This window comes from Microcoleus sp. A6-C6, from assembly GCF_036705955.1.
In the GTDB taxonomy this organism is placed as follows: Bacteria; Cyanobacteriota; Cyanobacteriia; order Cyanobacteriales; family Microcoleaceae; genus Microcoleus.
Genome location: NZ_JAUBVR010000058.1, coordinates 1 through 21,174 on the forward strand (window position 1 = coordinate 1; position 21,174 = coordinate 21,174).

The following is a 21,174-nucleotide window of genomic DNA, read 5'->3' on the forward strand; positions in this document are numbered from 1 at the left end:
CAGAGGTACTGGCATAAAAATGAATCCTCCTGTTTTTGTAATTTTAAATCCTCCCAAGCCTTAAGTAAACCGTATTGGACTATAATCAGCAATAATGTCTTCACTCAATTCTCGATTTTCCGCTGTTCCAGGTGCTAATGGCAGTAACTCAATGTAGAGAGCATCTACTTCTCGATCGTATAGTATTCTCATGTTTTGAATCCTTTTAATTAGAGTAATAGACGTTGACTATTACTACTACAATTCTTTCCTGTGCTTCTGTGAAAATTGGCTTAACAGCTTTGTAAACGTAAAACTGTTGATTAACGGGAGATTGATTGTTAAAATCCAATTGAGCGCGGGCTGAAAACTTACCTTGAGTTTACGACTTTTGCAATTGACCAATCAAATCTAATGCTTTCTGAGCATCTGCGGCCATCCCTTGAGCTCGAAATAAACGGGCGGCTTGCTGCAAATCTGCGATCGCCCCTGGCCGATCTCCCATTCTCACCAAGGTAATCCCTCTATTAGCATAAGCCTTTGCATAACTGGGATTGAGTTGAATCGCTTGGGTGTAATCAGCTAAGGCAGAGCGATCGTTATTGATGCGAAATAGCGCTAATCCTCGGTTAAAATAAGTGTTAGCGCGACCTGGATTGATTTGCAGCGCTTGATTGAAATCGTCGATCGCCCCTTTTTGATCGCCCAAGTCCGAAAGTGCTACGCCTCGGTTGTTGTAAGCCGCCGCAAAGTTTCGATCCTGACGGATGACTTGAGTATAATCGGCGATCGCCCCCGGTTGATCGCCCATCGCCGACAAAACCAGTCCCCGATTGTAGTACGCATCGAGATAACTGCCATTTAGGGCGATCGCCTTGCTATAATCAGCGAGACTTTTGGGAATTTCTCTCAAGTCAAAATACGCCAGTCCCCGATAGAAATAAGCTTCTACATAATCCGATTGAGTTTGAATCGCTTTCGTAAAATCGGCCACAGCCCCGGCGCATCTCCCTTATCAAACCGAGTTAAACCCCGAACATAATAAGTTTTAGCATCTTGGGGATTGTTCAGTTTCAGAGGTACATTAGCTGTGGGAGAGGTATTTATCAAAAGTGCCGATCGATTTAAGCCAGCTTCCGACAATTTAGCGATAAAAGTATTAATAGGAATCGCTGAATTAAATCCTGTTTTATCTGTAAATTTATCTACAGGTTTTCCTTCGTCATCCGTTATAAAATCGAGATCGCCCTCTCCATGAACCCCGACTACGCGCCCTTCTCCATCGAATACAGGCCCTCCACTCATTCCCCCTTTCGTGACAGCATTGTAACGCAAGGTATAACCCCGTGGATGATTCTGACGACGGCTGGTAACAAAGCCTGGAGAAAATTCAAAATTGCGTTTAACTGTGTACTTTTGTTCCAACATATTACCTGGATAGCCAAATACAAAAATTCCTGTACCAATTGCCGCTTGTTCGGAATCGCCTAAAGTTACAACAGGATAAGATTCTGCACTGTTAAATGTTACGACTGCTAAATCTGGAGCATTCTGGCCTTTCTGCAATAGTACACTTCTGGTTACTTGATAGTCTTTTCCAGCAGATGTGCGAATTGTATAAGTATCCTTAATATTAGCAACAACATGGTTAGATGTCAAAACTGTGTAAGTTGTGCCTTGTTTGGCAATAATAAATCCAGACCCGCCACCATGAAGTGTTGCATTAATTTGAACGGTGACAGATTCAGCTATTTTGGCAATTTCTGGCGAAGACATAGCGAAAATCGGTGCAGGCGCAAACATGACTATTCCTGCTACCGTTACTGTTCCTGCTAGGATGCTGGCGAGGGAATCAAACCGCGAATAACTCCTATTCATAGGTAATTGCTGAAGAGTGAGATTTTTTATACTGCCAATAGTATAGGGGAAAATGAAATGTCCGCAGGCTAGAAACGGTGGAGGTTTTTAGGTGATTTCGATTGTTATGACAATTCGTACAATTCGTACATTTTTGGCATTTCCGGCATTTCTGGCATAAGTGCGCCCTTCACTCACATCCTGCAAAATATTAGCAACCTCGAACAGCATTCCGAAACAGTTTCAAAGCTTCTTTTTCCTCCGACATTTGCAAACACTGACTCAGCAATTCTATATCTAAATCCGGCAACAACATACTCCGAGAAACTAACTCATAACCCTCCGATTTCAGTTGGTAAAGCGAAAATACTCCATTTTCCCAAAACCAAACTTCCGCAATGTTAAATCGCCGATAATATTCCAGCTTATTGATAGTTCCGCTGGTAAAAACAACTTCGATCGCCAAATCTGGCGTTTCCCGCTGCCGCCTATCTTCGCCAAAGTAATAAGATAAATCTGGTTCCTTACTGCTGCCTTTTGTTTCCCCTTGGAGTGTGGCGCTACCCGTCGGTCTAAAACTAATATCTCTTTCTAAAAAAAACTGACCTAGCAGTAATGCCAGCAGGCATTTAATGGTTTCATGAGCTGGCGAAAGTGTCATAATCTCTACATATCCGTCCAGGTAAGACAAGCGAACACTGCGAGTATACTCTAGCAAGGAATCTAGAGCTTTAAACTGCTCCCAAGTCATCGACAGTGGCAAAAATAACCGCTGTTCTGGGAGTGCAGTTAATGGAGGGTGAATTTTAGCGATCATTTATATTTCCCCCTAATTTTAGTTGCTACTTCTAGATTAGCATGAAAAACGGCTAAAGGAATATTTCAATACATTAGCTCATCCTCAATATCTATAGGGACACGGCAATACCGTGTCATTACCCGGAACTGCCGTGTCCCTCAAATCCGCCTACACAAAACTAAGCCAAAAACTGGAACTGAGAACCGTTAACTGCCAATGCAAACGGACTCGCTTGTTCAAATGCACCAGTAAGTTCAAAGCTATTCGTGTTTAAAACTATCCCCACAATCTGTCCGTTTCTTGAGTTTTCAATCACCATATCGTTGATAAATCCGTCGTTGTCGTAAGCGATCAGATTGTCGTCAGTGAAGAAGAGGTCTAATTCTGTTAAACCATCCGTCAAACCAATGCGATCGCCCTCGTCAAAATTAAAATCGGTAATGACATCGGCTCCATTGACTCCAAATTCTTCGTTGCTTCTAAGCACAAATATGTCAGCACCAGGGCCTCCAGTGAGCACATCAATTCCCCGATCGCCCACCAAGAAATCGTTGTCCTCATTGCCATCTAAATCGTCGTCTCCTTGCCCTCCACGCAGAATATCGTTTCCAAACCCTCCAAAAATAATGTCGTTTCCCGCGTCGCCCCTAACTACATCGTTCCCATCATTTCCATCCAGGCGATCGTTCTCTTTCCCGCCGTAAATGATGTCATTTCCGCCGCCACCGCCGATAACATCATCCCCATTATTTCCTAACAGCCGTTCGTTGGAATCCGAGGAACCTGCTATAGTATCGTTGCCATCTAGTCCCCAAACTCCCCAGGGAAAAGATGACAAATTTCCATCCTCTACGTCAATCTCATCTGATGTACCGAATCCCAAAAGACGCGCTCCCCCACCAGCAAATATAGGAAATCCAGTCAGATCGCCGATGAGATTGTTAAGCGTTAAAGCCATAACTATGTCCTTTTACAAATGCTACTAGATATATTATATATTTTATTTTTGTCATTGCCAAGTTATAATTAATTTGAATTATTTATTTGTTTTATTTTGTAAAAAACACACTCGGAATTAATTCCCAATTTCTTATTACCAATTTCCTATTCCCAATTTCCTATTCCCAATTTCCTATTCCCAATTACCGGGGCTGTTCCTCATTCAACCTAAAACTGCTATATATCTCGCCTCTGAGTGAAATACCATGAGTCGCTGACACTATCCTCTACAGCACACCGCTTATAATGGGTGTTACCGGCTAGGTCGTAAACACGTTAATATCACCTATAACGTCGAGACTGAGAGGTTGTTTGTGAAAAAAAGTAAAAGTTGCTGGGCGGATCGCCAGAGAGAACACCCAGTTTCCGATACCTATACACAAACTTTACAAACCATATCTAAGTTCTTTACAAAGCCATAAATCCCGATCGCTGACATTTTTTGGCAAAATCCACTGCTTTCAGGTGTTTTACATATGTCTACTCCTAAATCGTCTTCCCATCAAAACAACACCAACTCCGTAAAATCACTGCCAACCGAAAGTATCATTCCAACAGAGGAAGAGAGTGACAATCTGCCAAGCGAACCAAGCGTCGATCAGCTATTGGAAGCTTTGACGGCTCAAGTACCCAGTCAATCTGCTGAAATTGAACGCTTGAAAACGTGGAAACAAGATTTAGAGCGACTGTTTCAATTTCTCGGCGATCGTCGCGTTTTAATCGCAGTCATGGAACCGGGAACTTTTGCCATGCGTTACGCTAACGCGGCATTTTGCCGCTTAGCCGGTTGGGAGGGAACCCCTTTGGTCACTCAATCTAATAACGGTTGGTTTACAGAAACTGGGCTCAGTCTGCTGGAATTGTTCGAGGATTGCGATGCCAAAATAGCAGAACAATTGTACCGCCGTCACCTTTTGTACTGGGTATTTAAGCGGTTTTATCAAATTGATCTCGACGGTTTGCGTGTACTAGATGAACCTGTTACGGCGAGTATGAAAAATACTCAACACCGCGAACGCAAATTTATTGAATTTTGGCTGGGTTCGGAACAGTTGAAAATTACTAGAATTGACTCAAAAATTGATGAATTTACGGATCTTCCCTTAAATTTAATGCCTGTGGCGGAACGGGAAGCTTGGCTGATGCAGCCGAATCAACTGGCAAATTTAGCCGATCGACTAAATTTGGATAATTACCGCGTCGAAGGTTTGCTGCTGCTAGAAGGTTTTGATGTCAGCGTACAGGAGCAAATTCGGCGGCTGACTCAGTTATTGATCGATTGCAATTCGATGCTGCGGCCAGATAAATTTGAGAGAATCGATCGCTGTTTGCGATCGCTCTTTAATGCTGACGGCACTTTGCTGCTGCGCCCCGACGGCGAACACGTACAGCTATTAGTTTCCAAAGACGGCCAACATTTGCAGCCGATTATTTATTCAATGGAATCCCTAGAAGCTTCTCACTTTTTTAAGGCTACCGCAGCCAATCAAGTTTGGAACGTCCCAGACTTGCGCCGGGAATGCCGCACCGAGTGCGATCGAACTTTGCGCAAAATGGGGACTCAATCGATGCTGTTAGTACCCCTTGTGGTCAAATCTGTCACTCGCGAGGGCTCCGGGCTGCGGATTTTGGGGGTAGTTGGGCTGTTGTGCGATCGGGCAAACCACTTCAACGGCATTGACGCTCAACACGCCCAAGAACTCATTCCCGCCTTCATTGCAGCACTGCGACAAGCCATTCAGCAGCGATTTACCCACATTCACAACATTCATCCCGCAGTCGAGTGGCGGTTCGCCCAAGAAGCAGAAAGGCGCAGTTGGGGACTGCCCCAAGAGACGATCGTATTTGCAGACGTTCATCCGTTGTACGGAATTTCCGACATTCGCGGTTCTAGCGACGAAAGAAACCGAGCCATTCAAACAGATTTGCTCGAACAATTCCGCTTAGGTTTAGCCATAGCCGATGCCGTTTGCCAAACACAAACTACCCATCTAGGCGAGCAACTACGGCTCGACTTGCTCGACTACATCGAGCATTTAAAAGAAAAAGTAACAGTCGATATGGAGGTGCGAGCAGCCGAATATTTAAACGAGCGTTTAGAAGTGTATTTTGACTATTTTGTGCAGTGCGGATCCACGGTTCAGGCAGCAGTTGAAGCTTACCAAGCCGCCTGCGAAAACGAACATAACTGCGTTTATGGCGATCGTACCCGCTACGATCAAATGCTGAACCTAATCAGCACCAAACTCCAAGAAACCTGGGCCCGCTGGCAAGAGCGAATGCAGCAAATTCTCCCCCATTACTGCGACATCGAATGCACCGACGGCATGGATCACATGATTTATGTCGGGAAATCTATTGACGGCAAATTCAGCCAATTTCACTTGCACAGTTTGCGGTACGAACAACTGCGAGCAATTTGCGACTGTGCCCGCACAGTGTTTCGCCTGCAAGCCGAGTCTCAAATCAACATGGAACTTGCACATTTAGTATTAGTGCAGAATACCACGATCGACATTTTTCACAACGAAAATACTGAAAAAATGTTCGATGTCAAAGGCACTCGCGATATTCGATATGAGCTCGTCAAAAAGCGGATCGAAAAAGCCGTTGACAAAGATGCACAAGAGCGAATTACCCAATCAGGAATGCTAACTATAGTTTATTCAACCGAAGACGAATGGGAAGAGTATCAACAATACTTGCGCTACTTGTCTCGCGAAGGTTGGGTAGAAGCAAAAGTGCAAACTGGTATGGTAGAATCACTGCAAGGAGTTAGTGGTTTGAAATTCGCCCGCGTTGGTATTTTGCCCGACACAAAAGCTCTTGGGGAATATCGCGAAGTTACGGTTGTTACCGATTGACAATCCGTCGTAAATTCCCGTTAATTGTAGGGTGCGCAATGCGCACCTTGTCACTGACAATAACAAATAATACCCTGTTTAAATTTAGTATATGTGACCTGTGATTTTTGACTGCAAAATACAGGTTATCAATCACAAGACTCAAGATATAGCGGTTCTCAAAAAAGTGAGGATAGCCCAATGCTCAATGCCCCATGCCCAATGCCCCATGCCGTTCGCGTACCTGATCTTTCTGAGAAAGGCTATAAATCAGTGTTACTTTACTGAAAATTATCTCCTCAATTTTTCCAGAAAACTTATCTTAAGCTGATCGCAATACCAAAACGCTAGTTAAAGTTTGCTGTGCGACATGAGAGTAAAGTGCTTTAAAATGCAAATTTGATTTGAATATTTTGTAAAAGTCGTATTTACCGCGAGTCTTCCCAGTCTTGAAATACAACTGACGACCATAGTACAGCGCACAATTAGCTAACTTATTTGACTCACCACATACAAATTCTCAAATCGCTTTCAGGCTAGAATCGGGACTAATTAAGTTTTGCTGAAATCCGTAATCAGACATTTTTTTGATTCTCGATATACTGGTTGACAACAGATAACGGCGCACCGCCGACGGTGGAAACAAAATAACTATTTGTCCAAAGAGTTGGTAGTCGGCTTTTCAACCAAGGAAATTCTTGTCTCAGTAGTCGAGATGAACGCCCTTTTAAATATCTAATCAATTTTGCGATTCCGAATTGCGGGTCTACTCCTACCAGCACATGGACGTGATCTGGCATGACTTCCGTTTCCTGTAACTCGGCATTAAATTCGGTGCAAACTTCTTGCAGTATGGCTTTTAGTCGAATGTCCACACCGTTAATCAATACTGGTCTGCGATACTTGGGACACCAGACAACATGGTAGTTACAAGAGTATGTTACATTGGCATTGGATTTGAGTTTTGCTTTCATGTTTACAGTATACACAATCTGACCTGTATATTGTATCTTGATGTGCAAATAAATATTCAAGGCTGTTTCAACCGGTGCAGACTTTTCCCCGTGTCTGAAGCCAGGGGCCCGGCGGGCTCGCTCTTCGGTCATAAATTTCGGAGGCCATACCTGTTGTCCTTGGGGAATTGGATGTGTTAGTTTTTTGATGGCGCAGGGTGGCTTTTTGAGGGTGCGATCGCCTATTAAAAATTTGGTAAGTAAAAGCTCGGAACTTTTAACATCATAAATCCGGGTGTCAGAGTGTCGGAGAGACTTGGGCCGAGAAACTGGGTTTCTGGCCGTTTAGGGCTTAAATTATGCGTTGAGGGGTGAGGAGTGTCGGCCCCAAAATCAAATTTAGTTGTCGGGGAAAGGGCTATTCGGCTGTTGATCCGGGTGAGTCAGATGCGGGAATTACTGGGAGCAATCGGTGCAGAGGTCAAGCTGTAGTATGATTTCTAATTGCACAAAGTGTTCTTGGGGCGATCGCAATTTTTTCACATTTCTAGCTTAGCGACTACTATAGATTCAACAGTGTCCGTAATCTTTGAGAGCAACTCACTAGAACTTGCGACCTGATGCAGCCAAAATACTTAAGAACACTGAACGTGCAGTTTAAATTAGAGGTTATAGACTAATGGCGCAGCGCAACGTATACTCGTCAAAAGACGACCCAGGGGATGCACAATCAGCGGAAGAAGTCCTACACTCAGTGATGCAGGAACTGGACGCTTTGCATGAAAATGTCAAAGGCCAGTTAAATCAGGACATTACTCGCCTGCAAAGTGAAAAAAATCACCTGATTGACGATATTGAAGGCCTCCGGGATCAATATCGCAAATTGCAGTCCCAGCAAATGGAATCTCTGTCTGGGCGATACATTCAGCAGCAGCAATTGTGGCTGAAGCAGTTGGCTCAAGTTTTGGCCCACAATTTGCAAGATTTGTTGGTGCAGCGGTTTAACGAACTCAGCGCTAACTCTGGCCATTCTCTCAGCAGCCCAATTCCCAGCGGAGAGTTCCCGATCCCGATGCCGCCGAGCAACTATGACGAACGGGCTTCGGAGTTATTGGCGGCGCTGGATGAGCGGATAGATCGCAGTTTCCAGATGCTGGAACAAGATTTGAGCAGCTATGAAAGCGAACTATCCATGCGGCTTAACAATATGAAAACCCTAGAAATGCAAGGGGAAGAGCTGTTACAAAATCTTGTCAACCGGATTAGGGAAGAACTCGAAGAAGAAGAATATCTTGAGAATCCTTTCGATGCTCAAGATTCCTATCCCGATCAATCAACTAATTCTATCCGCCCGCAAGTTCTGGAGCCAACACCTGCGGATGCGCCGCGGCAAGCCCTACCGCAGCCCTCAGCAATGCCGGCAGCACCCGCTCAAGCAATTCCTCAAGTGCAAGCAGGTTTGATGCTGGCTTTCTCTTCGGCGGTGATCTTGTCGCTGTTTAATGTTTGTTTGAGAATTTTGATTAAAAGCAGAAATCCTCGGATGATTTTTGGCTTGTTTGAACTTCCGGGGGTGGTAACTCCTGGTTTTGGCAATTCTTTGTTGATTTTGTTGATGCGGCTGATCGTGGTGATGGCTTTGATGCCCATATTGGCAACTTTTCTGTATCCGAATGTCTGGAAAGATATTAGGCGGTTGTTTCAGTCGGGCGATCGAGCTTTGTGGAGCAAGGTTTTAGGAAGCGCATTTTTTCTGTTTTTGTCTCAGGTTTTGATTTATTTGGCGATCGGCAATATTCCGGCGGGGATTGCGATTACGATTTTCTTTATTTACCCGATCGTCACCGTACTCGGTTCTTGGATCTTGTTTGGCGCTCGCCCCAGTACGATCGGCTTTTTGGCGATCGGCGGGATTACCCTAGGTCTGATTTTAGCCGGCTGGCCGAGTTTTGCAGCGCCACCTCCCGGCGGCGGCAATGTCGGGGTGGGAGTCGCAGCAGCACTGGCTTCTGGGATTACCTTTGCAGGTTACGTATTGCTGACGCAAATGGCCGCGGGCAAGCTGCACCCGATTCCTTTTAGTTTAGTTAATTTCGCCGCAATTTTTGTATTTTCCTCCCTGAGTTTGTGGGTGCCCCTGTCAGAAAATTTGGCTCCTCAAATCGACCAAAATGTTTGGCCTGGTTTGATTGCAGGAGGAGTTGTTTTAGGCGTGCTGACGCTGTTTAGCTATCTTTTGAACAATTTTGCCATCCGGTATGCCGGAGCAGCATTAGCGTCAGTAATTGGCACTTTGGGCCCGGCAATGACCGCACTCTTCGGGTTCCTAATTATCAATGAAAAGTTGCAGCCTGTGGCAATTCTTGGCATGGCTGTAGTGACATTGAGCGTGGCTGCTATGAGTGTAGAACGTATGGTGGCTCCTCAGAAGAAGGCTAGTTAACGGCTAAATGGGCGATGATCGACCATAGAGAAACCCGGTTACTTGATGAAGAAACCGGGTTTCTCTATGCGAACACAAGATCAATAGACTTATTGCATAAATCTTTAATTGATAGGGAAACCGCAGATAAACGTAGATAAACGCAGATAACTTCAAGATTGTTTGTCAATGAATGCAATTAAAGTCTAGACAAGCGAAACAACCACACGAAAACCCACAATACTAGCCTTACAATCCGGCTGATATCTGAGACGGCACGCGCTGCGGCAATTCGGAGGGCGATCGTTCCAAGACCCCCCCCGCAACAACCTCAGCGAATAGTCGCCACCAGACTCCCAAACGCTGCCATCAACAGGCGCACCGTTATAATTATTGTGCCAAGCATCCGCGCACCATTCCCACACATTGCCGTGCAAATCGTACAATCCGAAAGCATTCGGTTTAAAACTACCAACATCTGTCGTTTGAAAGCGATAAACTCCCTTCGGCGCATCAGCCTCATTAGCATTTCCGTTGTAATTTGCTAACTCGCTGGTAATCGTTTCTCCAAAGTGAAACGCCGTCATAGTTTGCCCCCGGCAAGCATATTCCCATTGCGCCTCGCTAGGCAAGCTATACTTCTTACCTGTTTGGCGAGAAAGTCTAGCGCAAAACTCCACCGCTTCGTACCAAGATACATTTTCTATCGGTCGATTGACACCTTTAAAACGGGAAGGCTCAGGATTGAGAAACATTTTAATTTCCGGCAGCGCTGCAACAGCATTCCATTGCGACTGAGTGACTGGAAATTTACCAATATAGAAAGCAGCTAAAGTTACTGAATGCTGCGGTTTTTCGTCGCTGTCACCCCGATTTTTTGGGCTACCCATCAGGAAAGTACCGCCAGGAACAGATACCATTTCCATGACTGTACCGCTGCCGATATGTTCTTCAAAAAAACGCGCTTTGCGGCTGTTAAGATTAGTTTGCTGCCCGCGATTGTCTACTGTCACCACCTGAAATTCAAAAGTGCTTTTGACAGTAGCAATACTTTGTGTTACCTTGTTTGGAGGCGGATTTGTGTTGATTTTTCCCCTCTGGTTAACAGAGATATTGCTGTTGACTTGCCTGCCTTGATTGACCGGAGTATTGATAGCAAGTTGTTCTGTTTCAGTCAGATAAGCATTGAGCGGAGGTAGGGCTACCTTGGGCTGAGCATAATTTAAAGTAAGTTGTCCGCCATTACCACAATGAGGTGGTGGAGGTAGAGAATAGAGATTTAAAGCTTTGATTACTTCATCAGCAGATTGATATCTATTTTTGAGATAATCTTGAATTAATTTATCTAAAATTGTTGCTAATTCGCTGCTAATTTTCGTGCCCGCAGGTAAGCGTTCTCTCCAAATCCAGCCGCCGTTAATTGGGTCGTAAAGGTCATCGGAACCGTCAACTTTTGGCAAACATTGAGTTAGCAGTCTGAGACAAGTTATCCCCAAACTATACAAATCGCTTCCGGGGAAAACTTGACCCCGCATTTGTTCTATAGGCGAATATCCGGGGGTTCCTACCGTCGTACCTACTTGGCTCATCAGCGAGCCAGTCACTTGTTTGGAAACGCCGAAATCAATTAAAACTAACTCTCGGCGTGCTCCCCTCCTGAAAGCGGAATTTTTAAAATTTGCCACAGTTAGAGATGGATTGGGGGAGGTGCGGCGGCGGATGATATTCTCAAGTTTGATGTCTCGGTGAATGACATTGCGATCGTGCACAAATTTCAGTATCGGTAAAATATCTGCCAGCAACTGCCAAATTTTTTCTTCGTTAAAAGCGCCCTGCTGAGTTAATTCAGCCAGTAAATTTTGCCCTTCAATCAATTCTTGTACTAAATAAAGCCGCTTGTCTTGTTCAAAATAAGCAATTAATCGAGGAATTTGGGGATGGTCGCCGAGTTCGTAAAGTCGTTTCGCTTCTTGCTTAAACAGTTCTGTAGCCTTTTGAAGTGCTGATGTTCCCTGAACTTGGGGGGAAAACTGCTTGATGACGCAGGAATCGTCCATGCGATCGATATCTACGGCTTCATAAGTTCTGCCAAATCCTCCTTCGCCCAATGGTCGAATCACGCGGTAACGGTTTCTGAAGTGAGGCGTGAGGTCGGGTTCGCCGCAACTTTGACAAAATTTAGAGTTGTCGGGATTGAAAGGATTAGAACACCTTGGATTCGAGCAGTAGAACATATCCTTGGGGAAGAAATGATCCGGTTAAGGTTATAATATACCCTTTATGGTTTTTAGTAATCTTTTGACAGACGACAGTATAGTACAATTGGACGATCGCCCAACCAAGAAGCATCGCACCCTGTCTCCTCGCGGGCGATCGGGCTATAGACAAGAAGATCTCGTACTGAATTGAAGAGCGATCGACCAAATGGTAATTTTGAAGTATTTGGTATTGCGATCGCGAATGATGCCATGAAGTTGTGCGACGACAAATAACCGTAAACTGCTACATAACGCTGACCGAGTAGGCACGAATTGCCCCATCTACTGTCGCAATAGTCAGACCATTCTCTAAAGCTTGACAGATAAGCATTCTGTCAAATGGATCCCGATGTAATGGTGGCAGTTTAGCCAGTTGAGCTACGCTACTTTCATCAAGAGAAAGACTGACAATTTGATGAAGATCGCGCTGTTTGGGTAAATATGTTTCGGGATGTTCCGGCAGAGGTAACTTACCCAACTGGTACTTGACAATTGCTTCCCAGACTGAAACTGCACTCAAATATACCTCATTATCTGGATCGCGAATTGCATCTCGAACATCTGTTGATAACTGGGCGTCACCACTGATGAACCATAAAAAGATATGCGTATCTAGCAGAATCTTCATTTACCTTCAAATGCACTGAGGATATCTTCCCGCAAAGGAGCATCGAAATCATCTGGAACAGTAAACTCGCCTGCACACAAACCGAATGGTCGTAATTGCTTGCTGCTAGAAATAGGTCTTAGTTCGGCGATCGGCTTATCTGCTTGCAGGATAACAAAAGTTGCACCAGCCTCCACTTGACGCAGATACTTTGAAGGATCGCGCTGGATTTCGTCAACTGTCACGTTCAACATAAAAATGCCTCTGTATAAAGCTCACTCAATTGTATAGTCCTGGACGCATCAGGGCCTAGAAACCGGGTTTTTTTACTAAAAGACGGGTTCCAGCCCGCAGATTCGGTAAAAAACCCGGTTTCTCAACGTGATACTCAGCCATTGCGTAGGCGGGTTTACTCGTAGAGCTTAGGCTGTGGCATAACGTTCGTGTTCAGCGGCGGTGAGTAACTACTGCGTCATAACAAATATCTTCAAACTGTCCGCTGCAACATGGTTGTTATGTACTGATCTTACTGACGCTTTCCTTAATTTCATGGATTGCAGCCTTCAACACTTGGAGACAGATTTTTGCAGTGTGCTGTCGAGGGTTAAAGCCCGAGCTCATCTGCTCGAAAGGATGAATATAGTTTCTGAAGTCCCTCAGAGAATGGCTAAACTTCTGGGTATCATGTTGAATTAGATTTATATCTCTTGCAACATCAATAAAAGAACTCAGCGACCAGTCAGGGAACTTCTTTACTTTTCCAGAAGTGTCCTTTGGTGCAGTTTTGGAGGTATTAAATTGCTGTGGATGCTTTTTTGCCAAGCCCAAGAGAATTCCTTCAAGTGTGCTGCCAGCCAATAAGATAACTGATAAATATGCACCTGCCGAAAAGCACTGTTCAATTTCCTTGATCCTTTGCTGAAGAATATCTGACAAATCACTTTCAAGACCGATTTCCGCAATCGAAATATTAGAGAACTCTCTCTTCAAGAATTCATGTTCTGTAGGAGTTGCCGTTTCATCGATTTCGATTTTCTCAAGCTTAGCAAAACCTATATTAGCGCCATCACGAACTACCTTCCATTGGTCAAAGGCGATATATTGGTTGAATTCTGCAATATGCTTGTCTAGTTCGGGAATCCGATTGATAAAATTTACTGGTGAAAGAACACTTTTTATACATTCATCAAGTTCGGGCTTGCCATTAAGCTGGCTGAGACGCTCCTCAGTGAATCTCCAGCGAGACGGAAAACCTTGACCGTAAGAATCACTGAACCCTAACGCATTAAAAAATTCAACGAGTTGCGGCCCTGAGCGATACTCAGTTTCTTCATTGATTAGGTACCTAAGCTTCTCAAGTGATTTTGGATTTAGGATCATTGACTTATTGCATATATAGCAAAGTACATAACTATCAATTATACCGAAGTTGCGGTCTAACACTCCCATCGCCCTCATTTACCGCATACCCATTTTATTTCTCAAACCCAAATCCAGATTGCTTGAGAGCCAAAGTTTCCCTGATTTGTCTCGAAACAATAGAAAACCCCCAAACCCGATTTTAAAACAGGTTTGGGGGTTTCCTTTTTAAATCCAGTTCAAATTATAATTTGCTCGGCTCGATCGCCGGAGCGCGCAGAGCCACTGTTTTATCAGCAGCTTTTGCCACCAGAGACGGTACAGAATCCCGCAACTTTGCAGTCAACTGTGTAGTAGTCGCATCGTAAACTTGAGTGAGCATCTTTGGATACAAGCCAATGCCAATAATCGGCACTAACAAAGCCGCAATAATAAACACTTCTCGCGGTTCCGCATCCACCAACTCTTCATGTTCCGACAATTCCTTATTTTCCGGGCCGTAGAAGATTTCCCGCAGCATTGACAGCAGGTAAATCGGAGTCAAAATCACCCCGACAGCAGCTAGAAATACCACACAAACCTTAAACACCGGATTGTAAGCATCGCTGGTTGCAAAGCCCACAAACACCATTAATTCTGCTACAAAACCGCTCATTCCCGGCAAAGCCAAAGAAGCCATCGAGCAAGCAGTCCACATGGCAAAAACTTTACGCATTTTCTTGCCGACACCGCCCATTTCGTCGAGCATGAGGGTGTGAGTGCGATCGTAAGTGCATCCTACCATGAAGAACAAACTCGCCCCGATTAAACCGTGGGAAATCATTTGCAGCATTGCGCCGCTAGTTCCCAAATCGGTAAACGAAGCTATCCCAATCAGCACAAATCCCATGTGGGAAATCGAAGAATAGGCAATTTTCCGCTTCAAGTTGCGCTGAGCAAAAGAAGTCAACGCGGCGTAAACAATGTTCACCACACCCAAAATTACTAAGAGGGGTGCGAAGGTAGCGTGAGCATCGGGGAGCATTCCCGCATTCATCCGCAGCAAGGCGTAGCCGCCCATTTTTAGCAGAATTCCTGCTAGCAACATATGGGCTGGTGCGGTGGCTTCGCCGTGAGCGTCAGGGAGCCAAGTGTGGAGGGGAAAAATTGGCAGTTTGACGCCGTAGGCTATTAAGAAACCTGCGTACAAGAGCAATTCTATATTGGGGGCGAAGTCTTTAAGCGCGATCGCCCGCATATCGAAAGTCACGGTATCGCCATAAAACGCCATTGTCAGCGCGCCCACCAAAATAAACAGCGAACCGCCTGCGGTGTACAGGATAAACTTGGTGGCTGCGTAGAGGCGCTTCTTGCCGCCCCAGATGGACAAAATTAGGTAAATCGGGACTAATTCCAGTTCCCAAACTAGGAAAAACAGCAACATATCCTGTACGGCAAAAACTGCGATTTGTCCGCCGTACATGATCAGCATCAAAAAGTAAAAAAGCTTCGGTTTAAATGTGACAGGCCAAGCTGCTAAAGTAGCCAGCGTAGTAATAAAACCAGTCAGCAAAATCAGCGGCATCGACAAACCGTCAGCACCCACCGACCAATTTAAATCGAGTTGCTGTACCCAAGTATAGCTTTCTACCAGTTGCAAATCTGGATTGCTGAAGTCGTAATGAGTGCAAAAAGCGTAAACAAGCAGAGCAAAATCGATCAAACCTACAATTAGTGCATACCAGCGCACCGTCTTGCCATCCTTGTCGGGAATCAAAGGAATCAGCAAGGACGCAGCAACGGGAAACAGAATTGCTGTTGTTAGCCAGGGAAAATTTGCTGTATCCATTGCGTTTTAAAATAAGCCGTCAGTTATTAGGTTTAAACACATTTTGACAGTTTTGGTGTAAATTTTATACTTTCTTTATACGAAACCTTTGTTTTTGCTATATTTGTGACAATTTGTACGATCGCACAAATTGAGTTTAATCAAAGATGTACATCTATTGGCTAATTGTCAATTGTGAGTTATTGAGCTAATAGCATTTCTTAAAATATCTCTTGGTGGGGATACGGCAATCCCTCCGCTTCGCTTCGCCCAAGGCGTCTCAACAATCGCCTGAAAACCTTTGTATCTCTCGTCGATCTCCGAGGCCAGATCCCCCCTAGCCCCCCTTAAAAAGGGGGGGACAAGAATCTGCTCAAAGTCCCCCTTCTTAAGGGGGATTTAGGGGGATCAGACCTCGGCAGTAAAGGAGAAAGACAAAAGGTTTCAGGCGATTGTTGAGACCAATAGGCATTGCCATTTCCCTACAGATTTAACTGACTCCAGAAACGATCGCAAAACCCAGAACTGCGACAAACACAATCAGGGCATAAAATTGAGCACGGCCGCTTTCAAAGTATTTCAAACCTTCGCCCGTAACCAGAGTCAGAAACCCTGTCAAGTTGACGATACCATCGACAACTCGCAAATCCACTTCCATGACTTGCCGCGCTAAACGACGGCTGCCTTTGACGAAGAGAACTTCGTTGATATCGTCGAGATACCACTTGTTGAGGGAGAACTCGTAAAGCGGTTTGATTTTTTGGGCGATCGCGCCAGCATCAATTTTACGGCTTAAATACATCAGCGAAGCCAAAGTAATGCCCAGTAAAGCAATACCTACAGAGCTCCCGCCCATGATTAAAAATTCCGTCAAATCGAACTCCGCAGCGTGTGCCAAAACTTCTTCCAGAGATTCCCCTGGCGCGCGCACAAACTGCTCGAAATAATTGGCAAACGGCGTACCGAGAAAACCGATAAACACAGAAGGTACTGCCAACAACACTAACGGCAGAGCCATTGTCAGAGGAGATTCGTGAGGAAAATGGTCGTGTTCGTCGTGACTTTCGCCAGTGGATGCCAATTCCTTAACATTCATTGCTCCAGGGCCGAAGACCAAACCTGGTTGCAGAAGTTGCTGTTTGATCGCGTTGTCATTGCCTCGGAATTCGCCCTCAAAGGTGCTGAAATACATCCGAAACATATAAAACGCGGTCATGCCGGCAGTCAGCCAACTCACAGCCCAGAGAGCGGGATTAGCGTGAAAAGCTTGGGCGAGGATTTCGTCTTTTGACCAGAAACCTGCAAAGGGTGGAATGCCACAGATTGCTAAATTGCCGATTAAAAAGCAAGAAGCGGTAATCGGCATATATTTACGCAAGCCGCCCATGACTCTCATGTCTTGAGCGAGTGCGGGGTTGTGGCCGACGACATCTTCCATGCCGTGAATGACTGAACCTGAACACAGGAACAGCATTGCTTTGAAGTAAGCGTGGGTCATTAAGTGGAAGAGTCCGGCACTGTATGCGCCGACTCCCATTGCCATGACCATGTAGCCCAATTGGGAGATAGTGGAGTAGGCTAAGCCTTTTTTGATGTCATTTTGCGTAATTGCGATCGAAGCACCCATGAATGCTGTAAAACAGCCGGTGCAGGCGATCAAATTCATGACTTCCGGCAGGCCTTCCAATACTGGATACATCCGAGCAATCAGGAAGACTCCGGCGGCTACCATCGTGGCTGCGTGAATCAAGGCTGAAATCGGTGTAGGGCCTTCCATTGCGTCTGGGAGCCAGACGTGGAGGGGGAATTGAGCTGATTTGGCGACTGGGCCCAAAAAGATCAAAACGCCGAAGATTGTCGCTAGAGTCGCCGAAAGGGCGCCGGATTCGACTAGGGAGTGCAGGCGATCGCCCATTACGTCAAATTCAAAGCTACCGGTTGCCCAGTAAATGCCGAGAATGCCCAACAGCAGGCCGAAGTCGCCGACGCGGTTGGTGACGAAGGCTTTTTGGCAGGCGTCTGCTGCGGGTTTGCGATCGTACCAAAATCCAACTAGCAGGTACGAACACATACCTACCAATTCCCAGAAAATATAAATCTGAATGATGTTCGGGCTGAGGACTAGACCTAACATTGAGGCGCTGAAGATGCTCAGGTAGGCGTAAAAGCGCACGTACCCGTCATCGTGTGCCATGTACCCGTCGGTGTAAATCATCACCAAAAAGGCGACCGTGGTGACGATCGCCAGCATTACCGACGTGAGGGGGTCGATGATATAGCCCATGTTCAGCGAGAAGTCGCCAGCAGAAGCCCACTCAATAGTGCGGGTGTAGGGTTCGTGGCCCTGTATTTGACTCCACAGCAGTGCGAAAGATAGTACCATTGACCCTCCGAGCGTGGAGACGATGAAGATCGCATTCGCTTGTCGGAGTTTGTTGGTGGCCTGGTTAAAGGTGATTAAGCCTAGACCTACTAGCATTGCGCCTGCCAGCGGCAGGACTGGAATCAGCCAAGCGTATTGATAAAGCAGTTCCATGACTGATAGGTAGTTTAAAGTTTCTACTAGATATTGCCAAAACTGTAAACAATTGTGACACACGCCTGCGCGACTGGGCAAAAATACTCGCTGCAATTCTTAAGATAAGACGGCGGTTGAAACGGCGTCTACAAAAACCAAGTCCGCCTCCGCGGACTGAATAAAATTACGTTTTACGTAATTTTCACCGTCAATTCTTCAACCCCTCTGAGCTCGGGTTTTGTTTGTATAGACGCGGTTTCAACCGCTCAGTCTTCTTTAAATCTACGTCAAAAGATAGATAGAAAAATATCGCAGTCCTGTGTATACAAGACTACGATATTTATTTTGGATCGGATGGTCGATCGACAAATGGGGAATTTCTAATGCTTTCTACGCAAGAGCCCAATGCTTTCTACGCAAGAGCCCAATGCTTTGGAAACGTTATCTGTTAAATGCTTCCTGCGGTTGCATTCGTTGAGATGGGGAAGAGCTTTGAGTGGCCAGCATCCAGGAATCCAGAGTGCGCCGCAGTTCCTCGCGTCCTTGATAATGTTCAAATCTAAATCGAGCTCGATCGCCCTCAAACAAAATCAGTGTCGGCAGACTTGTCAGCCGGTAAGTGTTGGCCAACTTGAAAGATTGATCGGCATTCACCCCTAGGATCTTAACTTTTCCTGCCCAATCTGCCTCAAATGTCGTAACCGTAGGGTCGATCGCGCGGCACAAACCGCACCAAGGTGCCCAAAAGTGAACTAAAACGGGGGTAGAGGCTTGAAATACCTCTTGTGCAAAAGTGCGTTCGCTAACCGACAACACCATGATCCCTCAAAATTTAATAATTTTTTTCTATCCTAGGGATCATGCTACCAGTATATGTTCCCCGTGACACGCATCAAAAAAGGATGAATTTTCCACAACAGGCCCGTAAAAATAACTACACCTACGTAGGAAGGACGCATAAACTCAAGCAAATCAAGGGTTTGACGCTTTTGCAGGATTGCCAAAAATGGAATAATTGAGGTGCGAGATTTGATGGTTTCAAAGGATTCGCCAAAACGAGCTCGCAGCCGACTGTCGCCGTGCCACACTCCGAACAGGTGGTGAAGTATCAAACCGATGGAAGTGACGAGGGTAAAGCTAGTGCCAATCCACAGGGTGTGGGCCACACACCAAATCACCTGTCCCACCATTTGCGGGTGACGGGTGATGCGAATGATGCCGGCTTCGTAGAGGTGAACTTCCGGCTTTTGGATGGCGGCAATTTCTAGAAGGTTGAAAGTTGCTGGGTACAGAAACAGAAAGGAAATTGCCGAAAGTATCCAAACTAAGGGTTTAACTGCCGGCACGCCCTGTACTTGCCAAAGCTGCACGCCGTCGTAGCGGTGGTTGAAAAAGTAGACAACCAAAATCACCGCCAGCGGCAAACTGACAAGGGCAAACAAAACGCGGTAAAGTCTCGGCCCGATTAGCTTTTCACCTTTCGGGCGGAGGGCTGCTAAACCGCTGTGGGCGATCGCAAACATCAGTAAAAGTCCGAGAATAACTAAGTGGGAGTCGAGTGGCCAGTCGATCGTCATCGTAAATATTAAGAAAAGTTATTGATTCTCTGCCAAATTGTGTCACAAAGTATCTATGGGATCATTCAGCGGTTATCAGTCATTGGTCATCAGCCGGCACTCAACTGTTTAAAAAGTTAACTGACAACTGACAACTGACAACTGACAACTGACAACTGACAACTGACAATTTAGATATATGTCTGACCTTCCTTTCACTTTAGACCAGTTACGCATTCTCAAGGCGATCGCCTCTGAAGGAAGCTTCAAACGCGCCGCCGACAGCCTCTACGTATCCCAGCCAGCAGTTAGCTTGCAGGTACAAAACTTAGAGAGACAATTGAACGTACCGCTGTTTGACCGGGGGGGGCGCAGGGCGCAACTGACCGAAGCTGGACACCTGCTGCTGAGTTACGGCGAGAAAATTTTATCGCTTTGTCAAGAAACTTGTCGAGCTCTGGAAGACTTGCAAAATCTCCAAGGCGGTACTTTGATTGTCGGCGCATCTCAAACAACGGGGACGTATTTGCTACCCCGGATGATTGGGATGTTTCGGCAAAAGTACCCGGATGTAGCGGTACAACTTCACGTACACTCGACCCGCCGCACGGCGTGGAGTGTGGCCAATGGGCAAATCGATTTGGCAATTGTTGGCGGAGAAATCCCTACCGAACTTGTAGAAGCTTTAGAAATTGTTCCTTATGCTGAGGACGAATTGGCTCTGATTCTCCCGCCGTCTCACCCGATGGTACAACAAGAAAGTATCCAAAAAGAAGACCTTTATAAATTGCAGTTTATTTGCCTGGATTCGCAGTCTACTATCCGCAAAGTCATCGATCAGGTGTTGACTCGCTGTGGCATTGACACGCGCCGCCTGAAAATTGAGATGGAACTAAATTCGATCGAAGCAATTAAAAATGCTGTTCAGTCGGGGCTGGGTGCTGCTTTTGTGTCGGTTTCGGCGATCGAAAAAGAGTTGATGATGGGCGTTTTACACAAATCTAAAATGGACGAAGTTTTGGTAACTCGGATTTTGTCGCTGATTTACAACCCCAACCGTTACCGTTCTAAAGCTGCTGAGGCTTTCAGCAATGAAATTCTGCCCCAGTTTGCTACTTATTCGACTACCCAGGAGAAGAAAGAAGCCCAGGCGATCGATTTGGGTCTCATAGAAATAGCAACTCCCAACTCAGGGGGAAGTTAATTTGTTAAGTCGC

18 protein-coding genes are annotated in these 21,174 nt (G+C 45.6%); 3 read left to right on the plus strand and 15 right to left on the minus strand.

Annotation, left to right across the window (positions count from 1 at the left end):
• Positions 1 to 60: 60 nt before the first annotated feature.
• From QUB52_RS20815 to QUB52_RS20840, 6 genes are all read right to left on the minus strand, one after another.
• The gene (locus QUB52_RS20815; protein ID WP_332974540.1) at positions 61 to 192 is read right to left on the minus strand and encodes a DUF2283 domain-containing protein; all 132 of its coding nucleotides are present in this window, start codon (positions 190 to 192) and stop codon (positions 61 to 63) included.
• A 169-nt stretch (positions 193 to 361) separates the two neighbouring features.
• On the minus strand, positions 362 to 973 hold the full coding sequence (locus tag QUB52_RS20820; RefSeq protein WP_332974541.1) for a tetratricopeptide repeat protein: 612 nt from the start codon (positions 971 to 973) through the stop codon (positions 362 to 364).
• A complete protein-coding gene (locus QUB52_RS20825) occupies positions 928 to 1,857 on the minus strand; it encodes a S1 family peptidase (protein ID WP_332974542.1) in 930 nt (309 codons plus the stop codon). The genes QUB52_RS20820 and QUB52_RS20825 overlap by 46 nt, the downstream gene beginning before the upstream one ends.
• 87 nt (positions 1,858 to 1,944) lie before the next feature.
• Positions 1,945 to 2,067: a hypothetical protein gene (locus QUB52_RS20830; protein WP_265235113.1), complete on the minus strand. Its 123-nt coding sequence runs from the start codon at positions 2,065 to 2,067 to the stop codon at positions 1,945 to 1,947.
• A complete protein-coding gene (locus tag QUB52_RS20835; protein WP_265235114.1) occupies positions 2,048 to 2,653 on the minus strand; it encodes a Uma2 family endonuclease in 606 nt (201 codons plus the stop codon). The genes QUB52_RS20830 and QUB52_RS20835 overlap by 20 nt, the downstream gene beginning before the upstream one ends.
• Positions 2,654 to 2,813: 160 nt before the next feature.
• A complete protein-coding gene (locus QUB52_RS20840) occupies positions 2,814 to 3,593 on the minus strand; it encodes a calcium-binding protein (RefSeq protein ID WP_332965926.1) in 780 nt (259 codons plus the stop codon).
• 517 nt (positions 3,594 to 4,110) lie between these two features.
• Between QUB52_RS20840 and QUB52_RS20845 the strand changes: the two genes are divergently transcribed.
• Positions 4,111 to 6,498, plus strand: coding sequence for a GAF domain-containing protein (locus QUB52_RS20845; RefSeq protein ID WP_332974544.1), 2,388 nt, complete (start codon positions 4,111 to 4,113; stop codon positions 6,496 to 6,498).
• 554 nt (positions 6,499 to 7,052) lie between these two features.
• Here QUB52_RS20845 and tnpA read toward each other — a convergent pair.
• On the minus strand, positions 7,053 to 7,451 hold the full coding sequence (tnpA, locus tag QUB52_RS20850) for an IS200/IS605 family transposase (protein WP_332966029.1): 399 nt from the start codon (positions 7,449 to 7,451) through the stop codon (positions 7,053 to 7,055).
• A 658-nt stretch (positions 7,452 to 8,109) separates the two neighbouring features.
• Between tnpA and QUB52_RS20855 the strand changes: the two genes are divergently transcribed.
• On the plus strand, positions 8,110 to 9,873 hold the full coding sequence (locus QUB52_RS20855; RefSeq protein ID WP_265235117.1) for a DMT family transporter: 1,764 nt from the start codon (positions 8,110 to 8,112) through the stop codon (positions 9,871 to 9,873).
• Between the two features lie 185 nt (positions 9,874 to 10,058).
• Here the strand turns inward: QUB52_RS20855 and QUB52_RS20860 are convergent, their stop codons facing one another.
• From QUB52_RS20860 to QUB52_RS20895, 8 genes are all read right to left on the minus strand, one after another.
• Entirely contained in the window at positions 10,059 to 12,086 is a 2,028-nt protein-coding gene (locus tag QUB52_RS20860) for a bifunctional serine/threonine-protein kinase/formylglycine-generating enzyme family protein (RefSeq protein WP_332986628.1), read from the minus strand.
• Positions 12,087 to 12,354: 268 nt separating this feature from the next.
• Positions 12,355 to 12,738, minus strand: coding sequence for a type II toxin-antitoxin system VapC family toxin (locus tag QUB52_RS20865; RefSeq protein ID WP_190663897.1), 384 nt, complete (start codon positions 12,736 to 12,738; stop codon positions 12,355 to 12,357).
• Entirely contained in the window at positions 12,735 to 12,971 is a 237-nt protein-coding gene (locus tag QUB52_RS20870) for a type II toxin-antitoxin system Phd/YefM family antitoxin (protein ID WP_332974548.1), read from the minus strand. The genes QUB52_RS20865 and QUB52_RS20870 overlap by 4 nt, the downstream gene beginning before the upstream one ends.
• 259 nt (positions 12,972 to 13,230) lie before the next feature.
• Entirely contained in the window at positions 13,231 to 14,097 is an 867-nt protein-coding gene (locus QUB52_RS20875) for a hypothetical protein (RefSeq protein WP_332974549.1), read from the minus strand.
• A 223-nt stretch (positions 14,098 to 14,320) separates the two neighbouring features.
• On the minus strand, positions 14,321 to 15,904 hold the full coding sequence (locus QUB52_RS20880; RefSeq protein WP_442923212.1) for an NAD(P)H-quinone oxidoreductase subunit 4: 1,584 nt from the start codon (positions 15,902 to 15,904) through the stop codon (positions 14,321 to 14,323).
• Positions 15,905 to 16,373: 469 nt separating this feature from the next.
• Positions 16,374 to 18,419, minus strand: a complete 2,046-nt coding sequence (locus QUB52_RS20885) for an NAD(P)H-quinone oxidoreductase subunit 5 (protein ID WP_332974562.1) — start codon at positions 18,417 to 18,419, stop codon at positions 16,374 to 16,376.
• 423 nt (positions 18,420 to 18,842) lie between these two features.
• On the minus strand, positions 18,843 to 19,220 hold the full coding sequence (locus QUB52_RS20890; protein WP_265235125.1) for a thioredoxin family protein: 378 nt from the start codon (positions 19,218 to 19,220) through the stop codon (positions 18,843 to 18,845).
• A gap of 44 nt (positions 19,221 to 19,264) precedes the next feature.
• On the minus strand, positions 19,265 to 19,978 hold the full coding sequence (locus QUB52_RS20895) for an NnrU family protein (RefSeq protein ID WP_332974550.1): 714 nt from the start codon (positions 19,976 to 19,978) through the stop codon (positions 19,265 to 19,267).
• Between the two features lie 178 nt (positions 19,979 to 20,156).
• On the opposite strand from QUB52_RS20895, the gene QUB52_RS20900 reads away from it, so the two are divergent.
• Positions 20,157 to 21,161: a LysR family transcriptional regulator gene (locus QUB52_RS20900; protein WP_265235127.1), complete on the plus strand. Its 1,005-nt coding sequence runs from the start codon at positions 20,157 to 20,159 to the stop codon at positions 21,159 to 21,161.
• Positions 21,162 to 21,174 lie beyond the last annotated feature (13 nt).

What these genes read in the sequence shown, in the direction of transcription:
- QUB52_RS20815 (WP_332974540.1), bottom strand. Translation starts at nt 192, where the DNA reads ATGAGAATACTATACGATCGAGAAGTAGATGCTCTCTACATTGAGTTA.
- QUB52_RS20825 (WP_332974542.1), bottom strand. Translation starts at nt 1,857, where the DNA reads ATGAATAGGAGTTATTCGCGGTTTGATTCCCTCGCCAGCATCCTAGCA.
- QUB52_RS20830 (WP_265235113.1), bottom strand. Translation starts at nt 2,067, where the DNA reads ATGCTGTTCGAGGTTGCTAATATTTTGCAGGATGTGAGTGAAGGGCGC.
- QUB52_RS20835 (WP_265235114.1), bottom strand. Translation starts at nt 2,653, where the DNA reads ATGATCGCTAAAATTCACCCTCCATTAACTGCACTCCCAGAACAGCGG.
- QUB52_RS20840 (WP_332965926.1), bottom strand. Translation starts at nt 3,593, where the DNA reads ATGGCTTTAACGCTTAACAATCTCATCGGCGATCTGACTGGATTTCCT.
- QUB52_RS20845 (WP_332974544.1), top strand. Translation starts at nt 4,111, where the DNA reads ATGTCTACTCCTAAATCGTCTTCCCATCAAAACAACACCAACTCCGTA.
- tnpA (WP_332966029.1), bottom strand. Translation starts at nt 7,451, where the DNA reads ATGAAAGCAAAACTCAAATCCAATGCCAATGTAACATACTCTTGTAAC.
- QUB52_RS20855 (WP_265235117.1), top strand. Translation starts at nt 8,110, where the DNA reads ATGGCGCAGCGCAACGTATACTCGTCAAAAGACGACCCAGGGGATGCA.
- QUB52_RS20860 (WP_332986628.1), bottom strand. Translation starts at nt 12,086, where the DNA reads ATGTTCTACTGCTCGAATCCAAGGTGTTCTAATCCTTTCAATCCCGAC.
- QUB52_RS20865 (WP_190663897.1), bottom strand. Translation starts at nt 12,738, where the DNA reads ATGAAGATTCTGCTAGATACGCATATCTTTTTATGGTTCATCAGTGGT.
- QUB52_RS20870 (WP_332974548.1), bottom strand. Translation starts at nt 12,971, where the DNA reads ATGTTGAACGTGACAGTTGACGAAATCCAGCGCGATCCTTCAAAGTAT.
- QUB52_RS20875 (WP_332974549.1), bottom strand. Translation starts at nt 14,097, where the DNA reads ATGATCCTAAATCCAAAATCACTTGAGAAGCTTAGGTACCTAATCAAT.
- QUB52_RS20880 (WP_442923212.1), bottom strand. Translation starts at nt 15,904, where the DNA reads ATGGATACAGCAAATTTTCCCTGGCTAACAACAGCAATTCTGTTTCCC.
- QUB52_RS20885 (WP_332974562.1), bottom strand. Translation starts at nt 18,419, where the DNA reads ATGGAACTGCTTTATCAATACGCTTGGCTGATTCCAGTCCTGCCGCTG.
- QUB52_RS20890 (WP_265235125.1), bottom strand. Translation starts at nt 19,220, where the DNA reads ATGGTGTTGTCGGTTAGCGAACGCACTTTTGCACAAGAGGTATTTCAA.
- QUB52_RS20895 (WP_332974550.1), bottom strand. Translation starts at nt 19,978, where the DNA reads ATGACGATCGACTGGCCACTCGACTCCCACTTAGTTATTCTCGGACTT.
- QUB52_RS20900 (WP_265235127.1), top strand. Translation starts at nt 20,157, where the DNA reads ATGTCTGACCTTCCTTTCACTTTAGACCAGTTACGCATTCTCAAGGCG.